Genomic DNA, 23,346 nt, shown 5'->3' on the forward strand with positions numbered 1-23,346 from the left:
ATAATCCCCACCACTACAACAACCCCACGAAAGCCACGCCATGCAATTCTCCCGATTCGGCCAGAAATTCACCCGCCAAAGCGGCATCCTGCAACTGATGGACGACCTCGGCCGCGCCCTGTCCGAAGGCAGACCCGTCAACATGCTCGGCGGCGGCAACCCCGCGCACATCCCCGCCGTAGAGCAGGTATTCGCCGACACCCTGCGCCAAATCGCCGCCGACGGCGCGGCAGTGGAAAGCCTGTCCAACTACTCCACCCCCCAGGGCGACGCCCGCCTGATTGCCGCGCTGGCCGCCTACTTCCGCCGCCGCTACGGCTGGGACGTTACCGAACAAAACATCGCCCTCACCAACGGCTCGCAAAACGCATTCTTCTACCTTTTCAACCTCTTCGGCGGCGAATTCGACGACGGCAGCGACAAATCCATACTCCTGCCCCTCTCCCCCGAATACATCGGCTACGCCGACGCCCACATCGGCGCACCCCGCTTCCTTTCCGTCCCCCCGCTGATCGAAAACGCCGAACACAACGGCCAAAGCGGCTTCTTCAAATACCGCATCGACTTTGCCGTCCTCGAAAACCTGCCCGCACTGCGCGAAGGAAAAATCGGCGCCATCTGCTGCTCCCGCCCCACCAACCCCAGCGGCAACGTCCTCACCGACGGCGAAATGGCACGCCTCGACGCCCTCGCCCGCGCCCACCGCGTTCCCCTCATCATCGACAACGCCTACGGCATGCCCTTCCCCGACATCATCCACGTCCCCGCCCGCCTCGACTGGCACGACAACATCATCCTCTGTTTCAGCCTCTCCAAAACCGGCCTGCCCGGCGTGCGCACCGGCATCGTCCTCGCCGCCCCCGAAGTCGTCCGCGCCATCGCCAGCCTCAACGCCATCACCAACCTCGCCCCCACCCGCTTCGGCGCCGCCGTTGCCGCCCCCCTGATCGAAAGCGGCACCCTGCAACAACTCTCCGAGCGCGAAATCCAGCCCTTCTACCAAAAACAGGCCGAACTGGCCGTCTCCCTGCTGAAAAAACATTTTTCAGACGGCCTCGAAAGCAGCCTGAAAATCCACCTTCCCGAAGGCGCGATCTTCCTCTGGCTCTGGTTCCCCCGCCTGCCTGTCCCCGCGCAAACCCTGTACCAACGCCTCAAAGCGCGCGGCACCCTCGTCATCCCCGGCGAACCCTTCTTCATCGGCTTCGACACCGCAAACTACCCCCACGCCCGCGAATGCATCCGCATCAGCATCGCCCAAAACGAAGCCACGCTCGACCAAGGTATCGCCGCCATCGCCGAAGAAGTGCGCAAAGCCTTCGCCGGGGCAGCCTGAAAACGCCAAAGGCCGTCCCCGCCTCTAAGGTAGGGTATGCAGCGCAAGCCACGCACGCGGTTTCGGGGTGCAGAGTTTGCGGAACACGCGCGGATTCCATGCAGAACAGAGACCGCGTGCGCGGCAGAGCCACACACCCTTCAAACAGGGCAATGGCGGTGCAAAAAAAGCAGCCTGAAAACGCAAAACCCGTTTTCAGGCTGCTTTTTGCGTTTTCAGACGGCCTCCAATGCCTAAGGCAGGATGTGTAGCGCAGCCACGCACGCGGTTTGCGGGCTTACCGAAAAAACGCGGATTCCGTGCACGGCAAAGGCCGTCCGAATACAGTGTTCAGACGGCCTCGCACAATTCAACCCAAGCTCATGCCGCCGCAGAGCGTCAGCACCCCCAGCGACACAAACAGCAGGCAGGCGGCGGGGCGCACCGCGCGGGCGGGCACTTTGGCCGCCAGCTTCCCGCCCCAGTAGGCCACCGGCACATTGGCCGCCATCATCCCCAGCGTGCTGCCGGCCGTTACCCACAGCCAGTCGTGGTAACGCGCCGCCAGCAGCACCGTGGCGATTTGCGTTTTGTCGCCGATTTCCGCCAGAAAAAACAGCACCGCCGTGGCCGCGAACGCACCGTATTTCAGATAGCGCGCGTTGCCGCCGCCGTCGTCCTTGTCCGGCACCAGCAGCCACAGGCCGACGGCGATAAAGCTCAGCCCCACCGTCCATTTCACCGCTGCGGGCGGAACATGGGCAAACAGCCACACGCCGAACCAGGCGGAAACAAGATGGTTGAGCAGGGTGGCAGCGAGAATGCCGGCGGCAACGGCGTGGCGGTTGGCAAAGCGCGCGGCGAGAAAGAGGGTGAGCAACTGGGTTTTGTCGCCGATTTCGGCAACAAACACGCCCAGCGCGGAAGAAAGAAAGGCGTCCATCAGGCAAAATCCGAACCGTGCGGGCAAACAAAAAAGACACACCGCCTGCCCCGCACGGAACAACCGGTGTGCCTTTAAGTCTTGCCAGTCCCCGCGCAGCGCAACGCTTGCGAAGATGTCTGCACCACGCGCGGCAGACCGCTGCGATTATGTTGGCACAGGCTCCGGCGGCTTGATTATGGCGAAATAAAAACGCCGCACGGACGGCTACTCCCCTAAGGGCGGGCGCGATTATAGCGGGCAGACGGCGCGGATGCAAAGGCAGCCTGAAAACGGGGACGGCGTTTTCAGGCTGCCTTTTGTGTTTTCAGACAGCCTCCGATGCCGCCGCAGGGTGTGGCGCAGCCACGCACGCGGTTTGCGGTGGGTGGGGCAACGCGCGGAGCCGAAACTGTGCTTTTAGACGGCCTTTGAGCGGCATAGAACGCGTGCGCCGCCTCGGGGAGACACGCCGTAGCGTAGGGTGTGGCGCAAACTGCGCACGCGGTTTCGGATTGGCGGGGAAGTTGTAGGTCGGATACTTGTATCCGACGTTTTTCCGCAGGGGAAATTCCGTTGTGCGGAATGTCGGATACAAGTATCCGACCTACGGCTTCTGCAAGGCGGCGGAGGCCGTCTGAAAACCGGCAAAACCCAATGCGAAAGCAGCCTGAAAACGTCGTCCCCGTTTGCAGGCTGCTTTGCGCTTACAATAGCGGCCGTCTGAAAACGCCGTTCCGGCCGCCGCAGCGGCGTTTCAGTTGTGCCGGAGCCGCGTTTTCAGAAACGCCATCCCCGCGTTTATGCTCCGAAGGCGTACGGGCGGGGACGGCCTTCCGTATCGGGCGGGCGTTTTTCCTTTATCAGACCAATACATATGAAACAGCAATTCAAACTGTGGCTCGCGCTGGCTGCCGTCGGCGCGGTTGGCGGGCTGGTCGGCATTGTGCTGACTGAAATCATGCACGCGGTGCAGCACTTTGCCTACGGCTATTCCAACGCCGGCGGCTACACGCCTTTCCGTGTCGGCGTGGAGGCCGCGCCGCCGCTGCGTCGTCTGCTCGCGCTTGCCGCCTGCGGCGTGCTGGCCGGCGGCGGATGGTGGCTGCTCAAACGCCGCGCCGCGCCGCTGGTGCCGCTCAAAACCGCCGTCGCCGCGCCGCTGGCGGGGCTGCCGTTTGCCGCCACCATCGCTCACGCGCTGTTGCAGATTGTTACCGTGGGCATGGGTTCGCCGCTGGGGCGCGAGGTTGCGCCGCGCGAGATGACCGCCGCTTTCGCCTCGGCGGGCGTGCGCTACTTCGGTTTCGACGAGCCGTCGGCGCGACTGCTGATTGCCTGCGCCTCGGGCGCGGGGCTGGCGGCGGTGTACAACGTGCCGCTGGCGGGTGCGCTGTTCGCGCTGGAAGTGATGCTGGCCTCTTGGTCGCCGCCCGCCGCCGCCGCCGCGCTCTTAACGTCTGCGCTGGCGGCGGCAGTGGCGCGGCTGGGACTGGGCGACGTGCAGCAGTATCCGCTGCCGGATTTGGCGGTCGGCACGCCGCTTGTCTGGTGGTCGGCCGCTGCCGCGCCGCTGCTGGGCATCGTGGCGGCGTGCTTCCGGCGCAGCGTCAAACCGCTGCCGTTTCTCGCACGCGGCGACGGGCGCATCGTTGCGCTGGCCGTGGCCGCTTTCGCCCTGATCGGCGCGGCGGCCATGTGGTTTCCCGATATTCTGGGCAACGGCAAGGCGGGCAACCAGTTGGTTTTTGCGGAATTAATCGACTGGAAACAGAGTGTTGTGCTTTTTGTTTTGAAATGGGCGGCGGTGCTGCTCGCGCTGGCGGCGGGCGCGTACGGCGGCCTGATTACGCCCTCGATGATGCTCGGCAGCACGCTCGCTTTCGCCGGCGCGGCACTGTGGAACGCCTTTCTGCCGCACACCTCGCCCGCAAGCGCGGCGGTGGTCGGCGCGGCGGTGTTTCTGGGCGTGGCGCAGCGGATGCCGCTGACCGCGCTGGTGTTCGCGCTGGAACTCACCCGCGCCCCCGCCTCGCTCCTGATGCCGCTGTGCCTGTGCATGGCGGGGGCGTTGGCGGCGGGGCAGTGGTTTGAGCGGCGGGCATGAAAGGTGTGGAGAGGCCGTCTGAAAACCGAATTTCAGACGGCCTTTTGCCGTATGCGCCCTGCCCTTATCCGGCGGATGCGTCTGCCGCCGCGCTTTGGGCGGCCATCGGGCCTTTGCCGTTGATGTGCTGCTGTTGCGTCTCTATCCAGTCTTCGCAGCGGCGCATCAGTTCGGCTTCGCTGCCGCTGTCGTAGGGGATGGGTTCGCCGATGACCACGTCTACCGTGCCGGGGTATTTGAGGAAGGAGTCTTTCGGCCAGAATTCGCCGCTGTTGAGGGCGACGGGGACGATGTCCATTTCAAACAGTTTGGCCATCCGTGCCGCGCCGTTTTTGTAGCGGCCTCTGCTGCCGGGGGCGACGCGGGTGCCTTCGGGGAAGATGGTGATCCAGTAGCCTTCGTCGCGCCGCGCCCGTCCTTGTTTGGCCAGCTGGGTGCTGGCCTGCGCGCTGCCGCGCTCGATGCCGATGGTTTTGACGATTTTCAGCCCCCAGCCGAAAAAGGGGATTTTGAAGAGTTCGCGTTTGGCGACAAACACCTGCGGCGGGAAGATTTCCTGCAAGGCCAGTGTTTCCCAGCCGCTTTGGTGTTTGGCGCAGATGATGGCGGGGCGGGCGGGGATGTTGTCCGCGCCGCCGAGGCGGTATTTGAGGCCGACGATGTGTTTGAGCGACCACATCAGCACGCCCACCCATTTGCGGGCGACGAAATGCGCGCCGTTGGGGATGAGGGCGGTGATGAGGATGAAGGGGAACATGGTGATGAGGCTGACGACGAGTATCAGCCAATACAACAGGTTACGCGCAAGCAGCATGGCCGTCCTCCGCGTTCTGCCTTTCCTGCTTCATCAGGTATTGGGCGAAGGCGGCAAGGTTGTCGAACACCTGCGTGCCCGGCGGCAGTTCGCCCGACGATTCGGCCAGGGTTTTCCTGCCTTTGCCGCTCAACACCAAAACGGGGCGGCAGCCCGCGCCGGCGGCGGCCTGCACGTCGCGCAGGCTGTCGCCGGCCATGTAGGTGTCGGCGGCTTTGGCGTTGAAGCGGGCGAGGATGTCTTCCACCATGCCGCTTTTGGGTTTGCGGCAGTTGCACTCGGCGGCGGCGGTGTGCGGACAGAACCAGATACCGTCGATTTCGCCGCCGGCCTGGCGCACCAGTTTGTGCATTTTGGCGTGCATTTCGTTGAGCTGCTGCATGGTGAAAAAGCCGCGCCCGATGCCGGACTGGTTGGTGGCGACGGCGATGGTGTAGCCGGCCTGGGTGAGGAAGGCGATGGCGTCCATGCTGCCTTCGAGCGGCACCCATTCGTCGGCGGATTTGACGAAGTCGTCGCGGTCTTGGTTGATGACGCCGTCGCGGTCGAGAATAATCAGTTTCATAGGGGCTTTCGGGGAAAAACGCTGCGGCATTGTAGGCTGCAAACGCGCCCTGTCAAGGCAGGCCGTCTGAAACGCGCCCGCCCCGCTTTCAGACGGCCTGCCGCAAAACGGGCAACCGCCGTATAATATGCCGCCCGAACCGTACGGAATGATAGGAAACCGCCATGCGCCCCGAGAGGCCGTCTTCATTGCGCCGCAACAACATCCTCGCTCCCGTCAGCCTGGTCTGCGGCATACTGGCGTGGACGCTGCTCCCCGTCCTTGCCGCCCTGGCCGCCATGTTTTGCGGCCACGTCGCCTACGCCAAAAGCAAACGCCTCGATGTGGGCGGGCGCGGCATCGCGCTGGCGGGCATGATACTCGGCTACACCGGCCTCGCCGCCGCCGCCGTGCTCTTGGGCGCGTGGGCGGCCATGCCCGAGGGCAAAAGCCCCTTCGGCGGCGGTGATGCCGCAGTTGCGCAAACCGCCGCGCCGCCGCAGAGGCCGTCTGAAAAAACGTCCGCCCAACCCGCCGCCGCGCCCAAGCCCGCCGCGCCGGAAAAACCGCTGCCCGCCGTCATCCCGCCGCAGGCCGAGCCCATCCTCGCCGCGCAGCAGGCCGTGGCCGAACGCCTGAAAAACGGCGAGCCGCTCGACGAAATCAACGAAAGTTTCATCCTTGCCGAAGACGGCAACCGCTACTGGCAGAGCGTGGAAGCCAAACAGGGCAGCGTCATCGTTACCCCCAAGCCCGACAAACGCGGCTTCTCCCGCCAAATCATTCTTTTGTCCGCGCAGGAAAACGGCCGGCTCACTTGGTCGTGCATCGGCGAATTGGAAGCCAAAGTCGAACAAACCGTGTGCCGTTAAGCATAATAAAGGCCGTCTGAAAAACACATTTCAGACGGCCTCCAAGCAGCGTTCCACTTGCAAAACCGCCCGCAGCCGCCATAATGGCGGCCTTCGCGGGCAGGCCCGCAACCTTTTTTTATCAACCCGCCGTTTTCAGACGGCCAACTTTAAAGCGAGAGCAAACATGAGCGAGCAAGAAAACAAACAGGAAAACCAGGCCGAAGCGCAGCCCGTTTTCAGCGTTGAAAAAATCTACGTCAAAGACCTGTCCCTCGAAGTGCCGCACGCCCCGCGCATCTTCCTCGAACAGGGCGAGCCCAACGTCGAAATGCGCATCTCCACCCAGAGCGACAAGCTGGAAGAGGGCTACTACAACGTGGACGTAACCGTAACCGTAACCGCCCGCTTGGGCGACGAGCGCGTGATGTTCCTCAACGAAGTAACCCAAAGCGGCATCTTCCGCCTGGAAAACATCCCCGCCGACGACGAAAAACTGCTGCTGGGCGTGGCCTGCCCGAACATCCTGTTCCCGTATGCCCGCGAAGCCGTTTCCACCACCATCACCCGCGCCGGCTTCCCGCCCGTCGTCCTCGCCCCGATCAACTTCGAGGCGATGTTCCAGCAGCAGCAGGAACAGGGCAACGCTTAATTCTCACCGCGCATCCCGCGCGTACAGACAAAAAGGCCGTCTGAAAACTTTGAAAACGGGTTTTCAGACGGCCTTTTTTTAGCGGCGCGGCGTTTTGGCTGCGCCGAAGCTGCGCTTTCAGACGGCCAGTTCCGCTATCAGCTCGGGATGTTTGTCCAGCAGGTTGAGCAGGGCGAGGGCTGCGCCGCCGGGCTGGCGTTTGCCCTGTTCCCACGATTTGAGCGTGGCGGGGGAGATGTTGGGGGCGGCGGCGAATTTGTTTTGCGACAAACCCGTTTTATGGCGGGTTTGCGCGGTGCGGCTGGCGTAGCCGACGCTGTACCGCCCCGCCTGCACTTGGCGCAGGGCTTCGGGCAGGCTTTCGGCGAGGACTGCCGCTGCGGGATCGTCGGCCACCACGGTGGCAACGATGTCGGGGATGTTCCAGTGTTTGGGGTTCATGGCTTTTGTCCTTTCAGCTTGTCCGGTTTGCAGGGTGTCGGATTACGGTGTGAGTATAGTGGAACGCGCGGCAGCAGGCATTTTGCCGATAACGCAAATGCGGCGTATGAGGTAGGGTGTGTGGCGCAAGCCACGCACGCGGTTTCGGTTGTATGTCATGTTCTGAAATCGGTGATGCGGCAGGGAACGCGTGCGTCGCCTTGGGGCCACACACCCTACCTGTTGCACGGCGGCCTGCATCGCGGATTTTGACTGCGCCGAAGCTGCGTTTTTCAGACGGCCTTTCCATATGCCTGAATGTGCGGCGGCTTGGAAGCAGCGGTTATTGGGCGTGTTGACAATCAGCCTTACAGCGGTGTTTTTGGCAAAAAATACCCGCCTGCCGCGTCAAAAATGCCCGCAGGTGTCCAAGCTTGCTGCGCTTTTCCCCTTGCATTCGGGCATTTTTACGCAAAAAACCGCTCGCAAGCCGAATGTCAATACTCTCTGGCGGCGGGGTTTGTTATAGTTGCCGCCTTTTGAAATCCGGAAAGCGTTAGTATAAATCTATGGACACACAAGGGCAGGCGCGCGTCAATCCGTGGCCGCTGATGGCGGCGGCGGCTTTTGTTTTGTTGGTAACCATCGGCATGCGGATGTCGCTGGGGCTGTTTGTGCAGCCGGTGGTGAACACCACGGCTTTGTCGGTGGCGCAGTTCAGTCTGGTGATTGCGGTGTTCCAGCTGATGTGGGGCGTGGCGCAGCCGGTAACGGGCGTGCTGGCCGACCGCTTTGGCGCGCGCAGGATTTTGTGCGGCGGCGCGCTGCTGTTGGCGGCGGGCTGTTTCCTTGTGCCGCTGCTGCCGACGCTGTGGGGGATGCTGCTCACCATCGGCCTACTGCTGGCGTTCGGCACGGGCGCGGGCGGGTTTTCCATCATTATGGGACAACTCGCGGCGAAGCTGCCGCCGCAGATGCGCGGTTTTGCCTCGGGGGCGGTGAACGCGGGCGGTTCGGCGGGGCAGTTTCTGTTCGCGCCGCTGGTGCAGGGGCTGCTGGTGCTGCCGTGGGCGGGCTGGCAGGGGGTGTTTTATGTGTGGGGCGGCATCGCGCTGCTGATTGTGCCGACGGCGTGGCTGCTGACGCGCGGCGGCGGTTTTCAGACGGCCTCCCATGCGGCGGAGCACGATGGACGGGGCTTGAAGGCGGTGCTCTCGGACGCGCTGCGCAACCGCAGCTATCTGCTGGTGCACGCGGGCTTTTTCACCTGCGGTTTCCACATCGCCTTTCTGGTTACCCATCTGCCGACGGAAATCGCCATGTGCGGGCTGCCGCCGAAGGTGGCGTCGGCTTCGCTGGCGGTAATCGGCTTGGCCAATATTGCCGGCTGCCTGTTTTCGGGCTGGTGCGTGGGGCGGTTTCGGAGCAAATACGTTTTGTTCGGGCTGTATGCCTCGCGGGTGCTGATGGTGGCGGCCTATCTCGCCGCGCCGCGCACCGATATGAATTTCTATATTTTCGCCGCCGCGCTGGGCTTTACCTGGCTGGCGACGGTCGCTCCCACCGCCGCGCTGACGGGCAAGCTGTTCGGCACGCGCTATCTGGCGACGCTGTTCGGCCTCACCATGCTCAGCCACCAGGTCGGCGGTTTTCTCGGCGCGTATGTCGGCGGGCGGGTGGTAACGGCCTTCGGCAGCTACGGCTGGATGTGGTACGCCGACATGCTGCTGGCGGGCACGGCCGCGCTGTTGAACCTGCCGATACGCGAGCCGCGTGTGAATAAGTAAAGCCGCAGGGTCTGTTGACATTCGGTTTGCGGCGTGCCGGATAAGGCCGTCTGAAAACCCTGCCGAAGCGGGCAAACGGTTTTTCAGACGGCCTTTGGCGTTTCCCGCGCGGCAATGCAGTGTTTCCCGCCGCCGCTTTTGCCGCCCGGCCTTTTCCCGTAGAATGCCGCCTTTATTTTGTTTCAGACGGCCTCTGCCGCAGAGGCCGTCTGAAAACGTATCTGTAAAGCAATAATATGATTAAAAAAGTTTTTTCGTGGTTTGAAAGCCGGATTGAAACCTATCCCGAAGCAGTGTCGCTGTCGCCGAAAAAGGGGCTGTTTCCGTTTATGTGGTCGGCCACCGAGGGCGTGCGCAAGTGGATTGTGATCCTCGGCCTGATGACGGCGGGCATCGGCATTATGGAAGCCCTGCTGTTTCAGTTTATGGGCAAGGTGGTGGACTGGCTGGGCAAGTACACGCCCGATACGCTGTTTGCCGAAAAGGGCTGGCAGCTTGCCGCGATGGCGGCGATGATGGTGTTCGGCGTGCTGTGGACGTTTCTCACGTCCAACGTGCGTTTGCAGACTTTGCAGGGCGTGTTCCCCATGCGATTGCGCTGGAATTTCCACCGCCTGATGCTGGGGCAGAGCCTTGGTTTTTATCAGGACGAATTTGCCGGGCGCGTGTCGGCCAAAGTGATGCAGACCGCGCTTGCGCTGCGCGATGTGGTGATGACCGTGGCTGATATGGTGGTGTATGTGCTGGTGTATTTCATCACTTCGGGCGTGATTCTGATTGCGCTCGACAGCTGGCTGCTGCTGCCCTTTATCGGCTGGATCATCGGCTTTGTTTTGGTGATGAAGCTCTTGATTCCCAAGCTCGGCCGCACCGCCGCCGCGCAGGCCGACGCGCGTTCGCTGATGACCGGCCGCATTACCGACGCTTATTCCAACATCACCACGGTAAAACTGTTTTCCCACGGCGCGCGCGAAGCGGCCTACGCCAAGCAGTCGATGGAAGAATTTATGGTAACGGTGCACGCGCAGATGCGGCTGGCCACGCTGCTGTACACGTGCAGTTTTATCGTGAACACTTCGCTCACGCTCTCCACCGCCGCGCTGGGTATCTGGCTCTGGCATCAGGGGCAGGTGGGCGTGGGCGCGGTGGCCACGGCCACGGCGATGGCTTTGCGCGTCAACGGTTTGTCGCAACACATCATGTGGGAATCCGCCCGCCTGTTTGAAAACGTCGGCACGGTTTCAGACGGCATGGGCACGCTCTCCAAACCGCAGACGATTTTGGACAAACCCGCCGCGCTGCCGCTGAAAGTGAATCACGGCGAAATCAAGTTTGACCATGTGGATTTCTCCTACGAAGCGGGCAAACCGCTGCTCAACGGCTTCAACCTCACCATCCGCCCCGGCGAGAAAGTCGGCCTGATCGGCCGCAGCGGCGCGGGCAAATCCACCATCGTGAACCTGCTTTTGCGCTTTTACGAACCGCAGAGCGGCACGATTACCATCGACGGCCAAAACGTCAACGACGTAACCCAAGAAAGCCTGCGCGCCCAAATCGGTTTGGTAACGCAAGACACCTCGCTGCTGCACCGCTCCGTGCGCGACAACATCGTTTACGGCCGCCCCGACGCGAGCGACGAAGAAATGTTTTCCGCCGCCGAACGCGCCGAAGCCGCCGGTTTTATCCCCAACCTGTCCGACGCGAAAGGGCGGCGCGGCTACGACGCGCATGTGGGTGAGCGCGGCGTGAAACTTTCCGGCGGCCAACGCCAGCGCATCGCCATCGCCCGCGTCATGCTCAAAGACGCGCCGATTCTGCTTTTGGACGAAGCCACCAGCGCGCTGGACTCCGAAGTGGAAGCCGCCATTCAGGAAAGCCTCGACAAAATGATGGACGGCAAAACCGTGATCGCCATCGCCCACCGCCTCTCCACCATCGCCGCGATGGACAGGCTCATCGTGCTCGACAAAGGCCGCATCGTCGAAGAGGGCAGCCACGCCGAACTTTTGGCGCAAAACGGCCTCTACGCGAAACTCTGGTCGCGCCAGAGCGGCGGTTTTTTGAGCGAACACCACGATTAGGACGTGAGGCCGTCTGAAAAAACGGAAACGGGTTTTTCAGACGGCCTTTCATCGTGGATACAGATCAAGAGTATCTGTCGTAGGCTGGGCTTCAGCCCGGCTCACTCGCTATTTTCACAATATTTTGCTGGGCTGAAGCCCAGCCTGCAATGGATAATTTTTATTTTGTCCCGCTATACATGCAGTGGACAAGGGAAAACGCAATGCCTCAGCCAAACGAACGCGAAGCCTGGCTCAAACTCGCCCTGATGCCCCACATCGGCGCGGAAACCTTTTTGCAGCTGGTCAAACACTTCGGCACCGCCGCCGACGCATGGCGGGCGGGTTTGGACGACGCGCGCCCCTTCCTCCCGCGCAAACAGGCGCAGCAGGCATGGGCGGCACGGCGCGGCGAGGCCGAACGCGCCGCCGAAGCCGCCCTGCGCTGGGAAGCGGGCGAGGGCTGCCGCCTGCTGCTGTTGTGCGACGACGACTTCCCCGCCCTGCTCGGCGAAGGCATGACCCCGCCGCCCCTGCTGTTTCTGCGCGGCAACGCCGAACTGCTGCGCCGCCCCGCCGCCGCCATCGTCGGCAGCCGCCACGCCACCCCGCAGGCCGAACGCATCGCGCACGACTTCGGCCGCGCCCTCGCGCAGCAGGGCATCGCCGTCGTCTCCGGCATGGCCGCCGGCATCGACACCGCCGCCCATCGCGGCGCATTGCAGGGCGCGGGCGGCACCATAGCCGTGTGGGGCACCGGCATCGACCGCATCTACCCGCCGTCCAACAAAAACCTCGCCTATGAAATCGCCGAACACGGCCTGATTGTCAGCGAGTTCCCGCTCGGCACCCGCCCGCTGGCCGGCAACTTCCCGCGCCGCAACCGCATCATCGCCGCCCTCGCGCAGGCCGTGCTGGTGGTGGAAGCCGCCCTCGAATCCGGCTCGCTCATCACCGCGCGTCTGGCGGCGGAAATGGGGCGCGAAGTGATGGCCCTGCCCGGCTCCATCGACAACCCGCACAGCAAAGGCTGCCACAAGCTCATCAAAGAAGGCGCGAAACTCACCGAATCGCTGGAAGACATTCTCAGCGAATGCCCGCAACTGTTGCCAAACGGCGCGGCTTCATCATATGCTATAAATAAAGACGCGCAGCGCGGTGTTCAGACGGCCTCAAACGCCAAACAGAGGCCGTCTGAAAACATACCCGCCGCCGCGCCGACGGAGCGGCCGTCCGAACAAACGGCGGCGCAGGCGCAGACAGGCGGCGCGGACGCAAACCCGCTGCTCGCGGCCATGGGTTACAGCCCCGTCCACCCCGACGCGCTGGCCGAGAGCCTCGGCCGCCCCGCCGCCGACATCTTCGCCGAACTGCTCGAACTCGAACTCGAAGGCCGCGTCGCCGCAGCGGCCGGCGGCTGCTACCAGCGGGTCGGCTGAACGCGCAAGAGGCCGTCTGAAAACCGGAAAACACGCTTTTCAGACGGCCGGACATTTGAATGGAAAACAGAAAACAGAGAACAGAGAACGGACATGGCGGAACTGATAGCCTTTCTGATCGAAAACTTCCAAGACTTCGCCGACTGCCCCACCGGCGGCGACTTGGGCAACATCCTTGAAGAAGTCGGTTTCGGAGAAAGCGAAATCCGCAAAATCCTCACCCTGATCGACGTGCTGAACGAAGAAAAACACCTGCACACCGGCCGCCAGAGCGAAAACGGCCTGCGGGCATACTGGCCGCAGGAAACCGAACGCCTGCCCGCCGAAGTGCGCGGCCTGCTGCACTCGCTGGAACAGGCCGGCGCGCTGGACGCGGGGCAGCGCGAGTTCGTCATCAACGCCCTGATGTTCCTGCCCGCCGACGAAATAACCGCCGACACCGCCAAAGTGATGACGCTGCTGGTGCTGTGGGCGCAAAACGCCGAACTGCCCGTGCTGGTCGGCGACGAGCTGATGGCCGCGCTGCACGGCAAGGCTACCATGCATTAAAAACGCCGTCCGCCAACACATTAACCGCAAGCCCGTTTCTTTTCAGACGGCCTGACCCACAAGGACAGGCCGTCTGAAAGCACCGAAACGGCGTATTTACCCATACCGGAGAAAACGAAAATGGCAAAAAACCTACTCATCGTCGAATCGCCCTCCAAAGCCAAAACCTTAAAAAAATACTTGGGCGGCGATTTTGAAATTCTGGCCTCCTACGGCCATGTGCGCGACCTTGTGCCCAAAAACGGCGCGGTCGATCCCGACAACCAGTTCGCCATGAAATACCAGCTTGTCGCCCGCAACGCCAAACACGTCGATGCCATCGTCGCCGAAGCCAAACAGGCCGAAAACATCTATCTCGCCACCGACCCGGATAGGGAAGGCGAAGCGATTTCGTGGCACTTGCTGGAAATCCTCAAATCCAAACGCGGTCTGAAAAACATCCGTCCGCAGCGCGTCGTGTTTCACGAAATCACCAAAAACGCCGTGCTCGATGCCATCGCCCACCCGCGCGAGTTGGAAATCAACCTCGTCGATGCCCAGCAGGCTCGCCGCGCACTCGATTATCTGGTCGGCTTCAACCTCTCGCCGCTGTTGTGGAAAAAAATCCGTCGCGGCCTCTCCGCAGGCCGCGTGCAAAGCCCCGCGCTGCGTCTGATTTGCGAGCGCGAAAACGAAATCCGCGCCTTTGAAGCGCAGGAATATTGGACGGTGCACCTCGACAGCCACAAAGGGCGCGGCAAATTCACCGCCAAGCTGATGCAGTTCGACGGTAAAAAACTCGAACAGTTCGACATGCCGTCTGAAACCGCGCAGGCCGAAGTGCTGGCCGCGCTCGAAGGCAGAGAAGCCGTCGTGTCTGCCGTGGAAAAGAAAAAGCGCAGCCGCAACCCCGCCGCGCCGTTCACCACCTCGACCATGCAGCAGGACGCAGTACGCAAGCTCGGCATGACCACCGACCGCACCATGCGCACCGCCCAACAGCTTTACGAAGGCATCGACGTAGGGCAGGGTGCAATCGGTCTGATCACCTATATGCGTACCGACAGCGTGAATCTTGCCGACGAAGCACTCACCGAAATCCGCCACTACATCGAAAACAAAATCGGCAAAGAATACCTGCCCGCCTCGGCCAAGCAGTACAAAACCAAATCGAAAAACGCGCAGGAAGCCCACGAAGCCATCCGCCCGACTTCCGTTTACCGCACGCCCGAAAGTGTGAAACCGTTTCTCACCGCCGACCAGTTCAAGCTCTACCAAATGATTTGGCAGCGCACCGTCGCCTGCCAGATGACCCCCGCCAAATTCGACCAAACCACGGTGGACATCGCCGTGGGCAAAGGCGTGTTCCGCGTAACCGGCCAGGTGCAGACCTTTGCCGGCTTTTTGAGCGTGTATGAAGAAAGCAGCGAGGAAGAAGAGGGCGAAGAGGGCAAAAAACTGCCCGAAATGGCCGAGGGCGACACACTGCCGGTTGACAAACTCTACGGCGAACAGCATTTCACCACCCCGCCGCCGCGCTACAACGAAGCCACGCTGGTCAAAGCCTTGGAAGAATACGGTATCGGCCGCCCTTCCACTTACGCCAGCATTATTTCCACGCTCAAAGACCGCGAATACGTTACGCTGGAACAAAAACGCTTCATGCCCACCGACACCGGCGACATCGTCAACAAATTCCTGACCGACCACTTCGCCCAATACGTCGATTACCACTTCACCGCCAAACTCGAAGACCAGCTCGACGAAATCGCCAACGGCAAACGCGAGTGGATACCGGTGATGGACAAATTCTGGAAGCCGTTCCAAAAACAGGTTGCCGAAAAAGAAGGCATCGAACGCGCCAAATTCACCACCGAAGAATTGGACGAAACCTGCCCCAAATGCGGCGAACACAAGCTGCAAATCAAGTTCGGCAAGATGGGGCGTTTCGTCGCCTGCGCGGGTTATCCTGAGTGCAGCTACACCCGCAACGTCAACGAAACCGCCGAAGAAGCCGCCGAGCGCATCGCCAAAGCCGAAGCCGAACAGGCCGAACTCGACGGGCGCGAGTGCCCCAAATGCGGCGGACGGCTGGTGTACAAATACAGCCGCACCGGCAGCAAATTCATCGGCTGCGCCAACTATCCGAAGTGCAAACACATCGAACCCTTGGAAAAACCCAAAGACACCGGCGTGGAATGCCCGCAGTGCAAAAAAGGGCATCTGGTCGAGCGCAAATCCCGCTACGGCAAACTGTTTTACAGCTGCAGCACTTATCCCGACTGCAACTACGCCACATGGAATCCGCCGCTGGCCGAAGAATGCCCCAACTGCCACTGGCCGGTGCTGACCGTCAAAACCACCAAACGCTGGGGTGTGGAAAAAGTCTGCCCGCAGAAAGAATGCGGCTGGAAAGAACAAATCGAACCGCCCGCACCGAAAGAATAAGGCATTCGGTTTGATGGATAAAAGGCCGTCTGAAAACGGAAAAATGGTTTTCAGACGGCCTTTCTGCGCCCGCAACACCGATTGGCTATCATGCGCGGCCTAATCTTTGGAGGCCTTCTGAAAGACTGTCGGCCGTTTTCAGACGGCCTCAGCCTGCCTTTGCCGCAGAATTGGCTATAATGCGCCGCAGACAAAACGACAGAGGCCGTCTGAAAAACAGAAGGCGGCTTCCGTTTCACGCGATATTTTCAGACGGCCTTCGGTATCCGATAAGGCCGTCTGAAAACCACAGGGAGAAAATCATGCGTACAACCAAACCCATCCTGCTTTTACCCGTCGCACTCGCCCTGCTGGCGGCCTGCGGCCAAAACGCTGAAAACAGCGCCCCCGCCGCCTATGCCCCTGCCGCCGCAGCGGCGGAATACGGCGAAGCCGCGGCCAATCAGGAAACGGCCGTCCGCGCCGACAGCATGGTATTGGCGCAGAAAGCGGAAGGGCGGCAGCTCGTCGTGGAAGCCGATATTGCGTTCAAAACCGAAAACACGCGGCAGACCGTGGCGGAGGTGGAAAAACTCACGCTGCAATACGGCGGTTTCATCGAAAAAAGCGGCATTTCCGCCTCGGTGTCCGACGAACAGACTTATCCGCAACAGGACGGACAGCTGCTGGTTATCCGCCGCTACGGGCAGACGGGTGATATGACCGTGCGCCTGCCGAAAGACAAAACGGCGGACTTTTTGCGCGATATGCAGAAACACATCGTGTTTTTGCAGGAACAGAATTTCAGCGCGGCCGATGTCGCCCTCGATTTGCGCCGCGCCGCTTTGGAAGCCGCACGGCAGCGCGAGTTGGCCGAACATTTGCAGAACACCGCCGATTCTGCGGAAAAAAGCGACAAAAGCGGTACGGCCGACGTGCAGGTCAGGCAGTCCGACGCCCGCGCGCAGCAGGAATACGCCGAATTGCAGCGGGCATACTGGCAGGACAGAGTGGATTTCGCCACCGTACGCCTGCGCTTCGAGCAGCCCGAAGCCGTGTTCCGCTACACCCGTCCCGACAGCGACGCCGAAGCGCGGCAGTATGCGCCGTCGTTTTGGCAGTCGGCCGGCGTGATGCTGAAACAGGGCTGGGCGGGCTGCGTGCGCCTGATGCTGTTTGCCGTCGCGCTGTGGCCGCTGTGGCTGCTTGCCGCCGCCGGTTCGGCCATTTGGCGTGCATTGCGCAAACGCGGCAGGAGAAAAACATGAGCCATCCGAAACACCATAACCAAGTCCGTATCATCGGTGGCACGCACCGGGGGCGAAAAATCGCCTTCCCCGTTGCAGACGGCCTGCGCCCCACGCCCGACAGCGTGCGCGAAAAACTGTTCAACTGGCTCGGCCAGGATTTGACGGGGCAAACCGTGCTCGACCTGTTCGCCGGCAGCGGCGCGCTCGGCTTCGAGTCTGCCTCGCGCGGCGCGGCAAAAGTCGTCATGGTCGAAGCGGACAGGCAGACCGCGCAAAACCTGACGCGCCACGCGGCGCAGTTCGGCTGGAACGGCACGACGGTGTCCGTATTCTGTCGCAGTGCCGCCGCCTTTCTGCACGGTTGCGCCGAAACATTCGACACCGTTTTCCTCGATCCGCCGTTTGCATGGCGGCAGTGGCCGGATTTGTTCGCCGCGCTGGAAGGCTGTCTGAAAACCGACGCGCGCGTCTATATCGAAGCGGCGCGTCTGCCCGAGTTGCCCGAATGGCTCGCCATACTGCGCGAAGGCAGGTCGGGGCAGGGCAGGCATCTTTTGGCCGCCCGCCGCACAGAACAGCCGAATTAATGATAACTATTTATTAAACATATAAAAAACAATAAACTAACGGAAAGCGTGCTATAATCCGTGCCCGATAAAATTCCAAGCACACACACTTCAAGAAGGATTCACCATGTCGCTCTTCATTACCGATGAGTGCATCAACTGCGACGTCTGCGAACCGGAATGCCCCAACGATGCCATCTCGCAAGGCGAGGAAATCTACGAAATCAATCCGAACCTCTGCACCCAGTGCGTCGGACATTACGACGAACCCCAGTGCCAGCAGGTCTGTCCCGTCGACTGCATCCTGATAGACGAGGAGCATCCAGAAACGCACGACGAGCTGTACGCCAAATACATCCGCATCATCGAAGAAAAATAAAAAAACAATTAAACCAACGTAAAGATGTACTTAGTTTTGATTTGCGCGGTTTCTGCAAAATTATTCCGATTTCACGCTTGACGGTATCGCCGGCGGTTGGTATTATTGCGCTTCTCTTTTGGTGGGATTCCCGAGCGGTCAAAGGGGGCAGACTGTAAATCTGTTGCGAGAGCTTCGAAGGTTCGAATCCTTCTCCCACCACCATATTCCGACTCGTTGGAGCAGAATTCCGGCAGTAAGTATGCGGGTGTAGCTCAATGGTAGAGCAGAAGCCTTCCAAGCTTACGGTGAGGGTTCGATTCCCTTCACCCGCTCCAATAATCTATCGGCCCATGTAGCTCAGGGGTAGAGCACTCCCTTGGTAAGGGAGAGGTCGGCAGTTCAAATCTGCCCATGGGCACCAAATAATCTTTTCGTTTTATTTTATTTCTCAGATAGGAAGTTTGCCATGGCAAAGGAAAAATTCGAACGCAGCAAACCGCACGTAAACGTTGGTACCATCGGTCACGTCGACCATGGCAAAACCACCCTCACCGCTGCACTCACCACCATTTTGGCTAAAAAATTCGGCGGCGCGGCCAAAGCCTACGACCAAATCGACAACGCCCCCGAAGAAAAAGCACGCGGCATCACCATCAACACCTCGCACGTCGAATACGAAACCGAAGGCCGCCACTACGCCCACGTAGACTGCCCGGGACACGCCGACTACGTGAAAAACATGATTACCGGTGCCGCCCAGATGGACGGCGCGATTCTGGTATGTTCCGCTGCCGACGGCCCCATGCCCCAGACCCGCGAACACATCCTGCTCGCCCGCCAGGTAGGCGTACCCTACATCATCGTCTTCATGAACAAATGCGATATGGTGGACGACGAAGAACTGCTCGAACTAGTCGAAATGGAAATCCGCGACCTGCTCAACAGCTACGAATTCCCGGGCGACGACGTGCCGATCATCAAAGGCTCCGCCCTCAAAGCACTGGAAGGCGACACCTCCGAAATCGGCGAAACCGCGATCTTCGCCCTGGCCGACGCTCTGGACAGCTACATCCCCACCCCCGAGCGCGCCGTAGACAAACCCTTCCTGCTGCCGATTGAAGACGTATTCTCCATCTCCGGCCGCGGTACCGTGGTAACCGGCCGCGTAGAGCGCGGCATCATCCACGTCGGCGACGAAATCGAAATCGTCGGCCTGAAAGAAACCCAAAAAACCACCTGCACCGGCGTCGAAATGTTCCGCAAACTGCTCGACGAAGGCCAGGCAGGCGACAATGTCGGCGTACTGCTGCGCGGTACCAAACGCGAAGAAGTGGAACGCGGCCAAGTGCTGGCCAAACCCGGCACCATCACCCCGCACACCAAATTCAAAGCCGAAGTGTACGTGCTGAGCAAAGAAGAGGGCGGCCGCCACACCCCGTTCTTCGCCAACTACCGTCCCCAGTTCTACTTCCGCACCACCGACGTAACCGGAGCGGTAACTCTGGAAGAAGGCGTGGAAATGGTGATGCCCGGTGAAAACGTAACCATCACCGTAGAGCTGATCGCCCCGATCGCCATGGAAGAAGGTCTGCGCTTCGCCATCCGCGAAGGCGGCCGCACCGTGGGTGCCGGCGTGGTTTCTACTGTAATCGCTTAAATTATACAGGCCAGTAGCTCAATTGGTAGAGTATCGGTCTCCAAAACCGAGGGTTGGGGGTTCGAAACCCTCCTGGCCTGCCAGACAAAAACTAACCGGCCTTGTGTCGGTTAGTTTTTTATATTGATTGGTGTAAATTATGTCCAAGCAAGAACCTGAAGGTAAAGTTGTTACAGGTATGATCGCTAACGATAGATTGCAGCAGCAGGTTAGACAAGTAAGAAAGTCAGCCGTATCAGTTGCAATTAGGATGATTTTTGTATTGCTTGTTATCGCAGGCGTGGTCTCGTTGTTTCAGTACAGGCCGGATATACCGTCTTATATGCAGAACATAATAATTGCTGCATCTGTCATTTTGATTATGGTCATCTGTGTGTGGGGAAATTTTTATCGGCTTATCCGTTATATCCGAGAGTCAATAACTGAATTGAAAAAGGTGGTGTGGCCTGAAAAATCATATACCATTAGGATGACTGGATTTGTTTTGGTCTTTGTTGCCATCCTTGCTACCTTTATTTATGGTGTGGATACCATGGTTTCTTGGGTATTGTTTGATCTTCTGATGCGATAGGGGGTATTTATGGCTAAGCAGTGGTACGTTATCCAGGCTTATTCGGGATTTGAAAAAAACGTTCAGAAAACTCTGAAAGAACGTATTATTCGAGAGAATATGGAGCAGTATTTTGGGGAAATATTAGTTCCTGTTGAAGAAGTTGTTGATATAAAAAACGGTCGCCGTACGGTTAGTGAGAGAAAGTTTTTTCCAGGATATGTCCTAGTAGAAATGGAAATGTCTGACGACTCTTGGCATCTTGTAAAGAGTACGCCTAGGGTGTCTGGTTTCGTCGGAGGGGTTGCTAACCGCCCTCTTCCTATTTCGCAAAAAGAAGTTGAGACAATCATGGCTCAAGTTCAAGTTGATGGGGAAAAACCCAAGCCTAGAGTATCGTTTGAAATCGGGCAACGGGTTCGTGTTAATGAAGGCCCTTTTGCCGATTTTAACGGCATTGTGGAGGAGGTTAATTACGAACGCAACAAATTGCGTGTTTCGGTTCAGATTTTTGGAAGGGAAACACCAGTCGAACTGGAATTTGGGCAGGTCGAGAAAAATTAGCATCTATCTTTATGAAATTTAAGATCTGCTTGATTTTTAATTTTTCTAGTTGTAAAATACAAAATTCGTCAATTTGGGGAGCAGTATTTAAGATACTGCGTTTAACCCGTTTTAGGAGCTTTTTAAGTGGCAAAAAAAATAATCGGCTATATTAAGCTGCAGATTCCTGCAGGCAAAGCAAACCCTTCTCCTCCTGTTGGCCCGGCTTTGGGTCAGCGAGGATTGAATATTATGGAGTTTTGTAAGGCATTTAACGCTGCAACTCAAGGTATGGAGCCAGGTCTTCCCATTCCGGTTGTTATTACTGCATTTGCGGATAAGTCTTTTACTTTTATCATGAAAACTCCGCCGGCTTCTATTTTACTGAAAAAGGCAGCCGGTTTGCAAAAAGGCAGTTCTAATCCGCTGACCAATAAAGTTGGTAAATTAACTCGCACCCAGTTGGAAGAAATTGCTAAAACCAAAGAGCCCGATCTGACTGCTGCTGACTTGGATGCTGCGGTTCGTACTATTGCAGGTTCTGCCCGTTCTATGGGCTTGGATGTGGAGGGTGTGTAATGGCTAAAGTATCTAAACGATTGAAGGCGTTACGCTCTTCTGTAGAAGCTAACAAATTGTACGCAATTGATGAAGCAATCGCTTTGGTTAAAAAAGCGGCTACTGCTAAGTTTGATGAATCTGTAGATGTTTCTTTCAACTTGGGTGTGGATCCTCGTAAGTCTGATCAGGTTATCCGTGGCTCTGTTGTTTTGCCCAAAGGTACAGGTAAAACTACTCGTGTAGCCGTGTTTGCTCAGGGTGCAAATGCTGAAGCAGCCAAAGCAGCTGGTGCAGATATTGTCGGTTTTGAAGATTTGGCTGCCGAAATCAAAGGTGGTAATCTAAATTTTGACGTAGTAATTGCCTCTCCTGATGCTATGCGCATTGTTGGTCAGCTTGGTACTATTTTGGGTCCGCGTGGTTTGATGCCGAACCCTAAGGTGGGTACCGTTACCCCTAATGTTGCAGAAGCTGTTAAGAATGCTAAAGCCGGTCAGGTCCAATACCGTACTGATAAGGCAGGTATTGTTCATGCAACAATTGGCCGTGCTTCTTTTGAAGAGACCGCGTTGAAAGAGAATTTCAGCGCATTGTTGGATGCTATTGTCAAAGCCAAACCTGCTGCTGCAAAAGGGCAGTATTTGAAAAAGATTGCTGTGTCCAGCACTATGGGTTTGGGTGTGCGTGTTGACGTATCAAGCGTTAACAGCTAAGGAATTTCAGGCAGTCTGAATTTTCAGGCTGTTTGGATTTGGGCTACTTATCAAGATTAAGTAGATGTCCAAGACCGTAGGGATCGCAAGATTTAATCGTAAAAGCCCTACGCAGACGGTAGTCCTGAAACGTATTACGAGATTGCTTGTAAGATGTCTTTTTAGGTTACCGCGCTGGTGGAATACTGTTTCGGTATTTCGTTGATAAACAGTGGGAGGTAGACCTTGAGTCTCAATATTGAAACCAAGAAAGCAGCCGTTGAAGAGATTAGTGCAGCGATTGCCAATGCACAGACTCTAGTGGTTGCAGAATATCGCGGTATCAGTGTTGCCAGTATGACAGAGCTTCGTGCGAATGCACGTAAAGAAGGCGTATATCTGCGCGTTCTGAAAAATACTTTGGCTCGTCGCGCAGTAGAAGGTACTTCATTTGTCGGATTGGCGGACAGTATGGTTGGTCCGCTTGTTTACGCTGCATCTGAAGATGCTGTTGCTGCTGCAAAAGTGCTGCATCAATTCGCGAAAAAAGATGAAAAAATCGTTATTAAGGCCGGTTCTTACAATGGCGAAGTAATGAGTGCCGCTCAAGTTGCTGAGTTGGCTTCCATTCCGAGTCGTGAGGAGTTGCTGTCCAAACTGCTATTTGTTATGCAGGCACCTTTGTCTGGTCTTGCGCGTGGTCTGGCTGCTCTGGCAGAGAAAAAAGCAGGCGAAGAGACTGCTTAATCAAGTCGATTTTTATTTGAGATTTTATTTTAAATACAATTATTGGAGTTTGAATAGCATGGCTATCACTAAAGAAGACATTTTGGAAGCAGTTGGTTCTTTGACTGTAATGGAGCTGAACGATCTGGTTAAAGCATTTGAAGAAAAATTCGGTGTATCTGCCGCAGCTGTTGCTGTTGCTGCCGGTCCTGCCGCTGGTGCTGCCGCTGCAGAAGAGAAAACTGAATTTGATGTTGTTTTGGCTTCTGCCGGCGATCAGAAAGTTGGTGTGATTAAGGTTGTCCGTGCCGTTACCGGCTTAGGTTTGAAAGAAGCTAAAGATTTGGTTGATGGCGCGCCCAAAACCATCAAGGAAGGCGTATCCAAAGCTGAAGCTGAAGACATTCAGAAACAACTGGAAGAAGCCGGCGCAAAAGTCGAAATCAAATAAGCTTTACGTATATAAAGGCTGGCAGCTCGTCTGCCAGCCTTATTGTGTCTATTATTTTTTAATGTAAAAGTTTACTTAATTTTTCATTTTTAATTTAGTTAATTAAAATTTAAGTAAATTTTC

General features: G+C 58.3%; 23 protein-coding genes and 4 tRNA genes. 23 read left to right on the forward strand and 4 right to left on the reverse strand.

The features are described from left to right. The first annotated feature begins 40 nt into the window (after nt 1-40). A complete protein-coding gene (locus tag H3L91_RS02210) occupies nt 41-1,336 on the forward strand; it encodes a valine--pyruvate transaminase (protein WP_007341825.1) in 1,296 nt (431 codons plus the stop codon). Nucleotides 1,337-1,685: 349 nt separating this feature from the next. On the opposite strand, the gene H3L91_RS02215 is transcribed toward H3L91_RS02210, so the two are convergent. Continuing rightward, nucleotides 1,686-2,258, reverse strand: a complete 573-nt coding sequence (locus tag H3L91_RS02215) for a TMEM165/GDT1 family protein (protein WP_040658631.1) — start codon at nt 2,256-2,258, stop codon at nt 1,686-1,688. An 856-nt stretch (nt 2,259-3,114) separates the two neighbouring features. Here H3L91_RS02215 and H3L91_RS02220 point away from each other — a divergent pair. Beyond that, nucleotides 3,115-4,344, forward strand: a complete 1,230-nt coding sequence (locus H3L91_RS02220) for a chloride channel protein (RefSeq protein ID WP_007341829.1) — start codon at nt 3,115-3,117, stop codon at nt 4,342-4,344. A gap of 64 nt (nt 4,345-4,408) precedes the next feature. Here H3L91_RS02220 and H3L91_RS02225 read toward each other — a convergent pair whose 3' ends face one another. Both H3L91_RS02225 and gmhB read right to left on the reverse strand, forming a co-directional pair. Then, the gene (locus tag H3L91_RS02225) at nt 4,409-5,158 is read right to left on the reverse strand and encodes a lysophospholipid acyltransferase family protein (protein WP_007341830.1); all 750 of its coding nucleotides are present in this window, start codon (nt 5,156-5,158) and stop codon (nt 4,409-4,411) included. Continuing rightward, nucleotides 5,142-5,723 carry a D-glycero-beta-D-manno-heptose 1,7-bisphosphate 7-phosphatase gene (gene gmhB / locus H3L91_RS02230; protein WP_040658633.1) on the reverse strand — a complete coding sequence of 194 codons (582 nt, stop codon included), beginning with the start codon at nt 5,721-5,723 and terminating at the stop codon, nt 5,142-5,144. The genes H3L91_RS02225 and gmhB overlap by 17 nt, the downstream gene beginning before the upstream one ends. Before the next feature lie 164 nt (nt 5,724-5,887). Here gmhB and H3L91_RS02235 point away from each other — a divergent pair, with 164 nt between their 5' ends. Together H3L91_RS02235 and secB are read left to right on the forward strand one after the other, a co-directional pair. Then, nucleotides 5,888-6,574, forward strand: coding sequence for a DUF4190 domain-containing protein (locus H3L91_RS02235; RefSeq protein ID WP_007341832.1), 687 nt, complete (start codon nt 5,888-5,890; stop codon nt 6,572-6,574). A 166-nt stretch (nt 6,575-6,740) separates the two neighbouring features. Beyond that, the gene (secB, locus tag H3L91_RS02240; protein WP_007341833.1) at nt 6,741-7,205 is read left to right on the forward strand and encodes a protein-export chaperone SecB; all 465 of its coding nucleotides are present in this window, start codon (nt 6,741-6,743) and stop codon (nt 7,203-7,205) included. A 117-nt stretch (nt 7,206-7,322) separates the two neighbouring features. On the opposite strand, the gene H3L91_RS02245 is transcribed toward secB, so the two are convergent. Continuing rightward, nucleotides 7,323-7,646: a helix-turn-helix domain-containing protein gene (locus tag H3L91_RS02245; RefSeq protein ID WP_007341834.1), complete on the reverse strand. Its 324-nt coding sequence runs from the start codon at nt 7,644-7,646 to the stop codon at nt 7,323-7,325. A 548-nt stretch (nt 7,647-8,194) separates the two neighbouring features. On the opposite strand from H3L91_RS02245, the gene H3L91_RS02250 reads away from it, so the two are divergent. The 19 genes from H3L91_RS02250 to rplL all read left to right on the forward strand — a co-directional run bounded on the left by H3L91_RS02250 (nt 8,195) and on the right by rplL (nt 23,223). Further along, nucleotides 8,195-9,412 (forward strand): MFS transporter, encoded by a 1,218-nt coding sequence (locus H3L91_RS02250; protein ID WP_007341836.1) that lies wholly within the window; start codon nt 8,195-8,197, stop codon nt 9,410-9,412. A 236-nt stretch (nt 9,413-9,648) separates the two neighbouring features. Beyond that, the gene (locus H3L91_RS02255) at nt 9,649-11,493 is read left to right on the forward strand and encodes an ABC transporter ATP-binding protein (RefSeq protein ID WP_007341838.1); all 1,845 of its coding nucleotides are present in this window, start codon (nt 9,649-9,651) and stop codon (nt 11,491-11,493) included. A 203-nt stretch (nt 11,494-11,696) separates the two neighbouring features. Further along, the gene (gene dprA / locus H3L91_RS02260; protein ID WP_040658635.1) at nt 11,697-12,911 is read left to right on the forward strand and encodes a DNA-processing protein DprA; all 1,215 of its coding nucleotides are present in this window, start codon (nt 11,697-11,699) and stop codon (nt 12,909-12,911) included. Nucleotides 12,912-13,004: 93 nt separating this feature from the next. Further along, on the forward strand, nt 13,005-13,460 hold the full coding sequence (locus H3L91_RS02265; RefSeq protein WP_007341840.1) for a Smg family protein: 456 nt from the start codon (nt 13,005-13,007) through the stop codon (nt 13,458-13,460). Nucleotides 13,461-13,580: 120 nt separating this feature from the next. After that, nucleotides 13,581-15,887 carry a type I DNA topoisomerase gene (topA, locus tag H3L91_RS02270; protein WP_007341842.1) on the forward strand — a complete coding sequence of 769 codons (2,307 nt, stop codon included), beginning with the start codon at nt 13,581-13,583 and terminating at the stop codon, nt 15,885-15,887. A 179-nt stretch (nt 15,888-16,066) separates the two neighbouring features. Further along, a complete protein-coding gene (locus H3L91_RS02275) occupies nt 16,067-17,134 on the forward strand; it encodes a DUF4349 domain-containing protein (RefSeq protein WP_244958476.1) in 1,068 nt (355 codons plus the stop codon). Next, a complete protein-coding gene (rsmD, locus tag H3L91_RS02280) occupies nt 17,131-17,703 on the forward strand; it encodes a 16S rRNA (guanine(966)-N(2))-methyltransferase RsmD (RefSeq protein WP_007341844.1) in 573 nt (190 codons plus the stop codon). The genes H3L91_RS02275 and rsmD overlap by 4 nt, the downstream gene beginning before the upstream one ends. 106 nt (nt 17,704-17,809) lie before the next feature. Beyond that, complete coding sequence (locus tag H3L91_RS02285) at nt 17,810-18,061, forward strand: YfhL family 4Fe-4S dicluster ferredoxin (RefSeq protein WP_007341845.1); 252 nt, start codon at nt 17,810-17,812, stop codon at nt 18,059-18,061. A gap of 120 nt (nt 18,062-18,181) precedes the next feature. Continuing rightward, nucleotides 18,182-18,265 (forward strand) — tRNA-Tyr (locus tag H3L91_RS02290). A 39-nt stretch (nt 18,266-18,304) separates the two neighbouring features. After that, nucleotides 18,305-18,378: transfer RNA gene (locus H3L91_RS02295), tRNA-Gly, on the forward strand. An 11-nt stretch (nt 18,379-18,389) separates the two neighbouring features. Beyond that, nucleotides 18,390-18,464 (forward strand) — tRNA-Thr (locus H3L91_RS02300). A gap of 45 nt (nt 18,465-18,509) precedes the next feature. Next, entirely contained in the window at nt 18,510-19,700 is a 1,191-nt protein-coding gene (gene tuf / locus H3L91_RS02305) for an elongation factor Tu (RefSeq protein WP_182109863.1), read from the forward strand. A 7-nt stretch (nt 19,701-19,707) separates the two neighbouring features. Next, a tRNA-Trp gene (locus H3L91_RS02310) sits at nt 19,708-19,783 on the forward strand. A gap of 56 nt (nt 19,784-19,839) precedes the next feature. Next, the gene (gene secE / locus H3L91_RS12260; protein WP_239669527.1) at nt 19,840-20,271 is read left to right on the forward strand and encodes a preprotein translocase subunit SecE; all 432 of its coding nucleotides are present in this window, start codon (nt 19,840-19,842) and stop codon (nt 20,269-20,271) included. 9 nt (nt 20,272-20,280) lie between these two features. Beyond that, complete coding sequence (nusG, locus tag H3L91_RS02320) at nt 20,281-20,814, forward strand: transcription termination/antitermination protein NusG (RefSeq protein ID WP_007341847.1); 534 nt, start codon at nt 20,281-20,283, stop codon at nt 20,812-20,814. Between the two features lie 126 nt (nt 20,815-20,940). Beyond that, the gene (rplK, locus tag H3L91_RS02325) at nt 20,941-21,372 is read left to right on the forward strand and encodes a 50S ribosomal protein L11 (protein ID WP_040658638.1); all 432 of its coding nucleotides are present in this window, start codon (nt 20,941-20,943) and stop codon (nt 21,370-21,372) included. Beyond that, the gene (gene rplA / locus H3L91_RS02330; protein ID WP_007341850.1) at nt 21,372-22,067 is read left to right on the forward strand and encodes a 50S ribosomal protein L1; all 696 of its coding nucleotides are present in this window, start codon (nt 21,372-21,374) and stop codon (nt 22,065-22,067) included. The genes rplK and rplA overlap by 1 nt, the downstream gene beginning before the upstream one ends. A 225-nt stretch (nt 22,068-22,292) precedes the next feature. Continuing rightward, on the forward strand, nt 22,293-22,793 hold the full coding sequence (rplJ, locus tag H3L91_RS02335; protein WP_040658640.1) for a 50S ribosomal protein L10: 501 nt from the start codon (nt 22,293-22,295) through the stop codon (nt 22,791-22,793). Nucleotides 22,794-22,851: 58 nt separating this feature from the next. After that, nucleotides 22,852-23,223: a 50S ribosomal protein L7/L12 gene (gene rplL / locus H3L91_RS02340; RefSeq protein WP_007341852.1), complete on the forward strand. Its 372-nt coding sequence runs from the start codon at nt 22,852-22,854 to the stop codon at nt 23,221-23,223. Nucleotides 23,224-23,346: the final 123 nt, after the last annotated feature.

The organism is Neisseria bacilliformis (assembly GCF_014055025.1).
GTDB classification, from domain to species: Bacteria; Pseudomonadota; Gammaproteobacteria; order Burkholderiales; family Neisseriaceae; genus Neisseria; species Neisseria bacilliformis.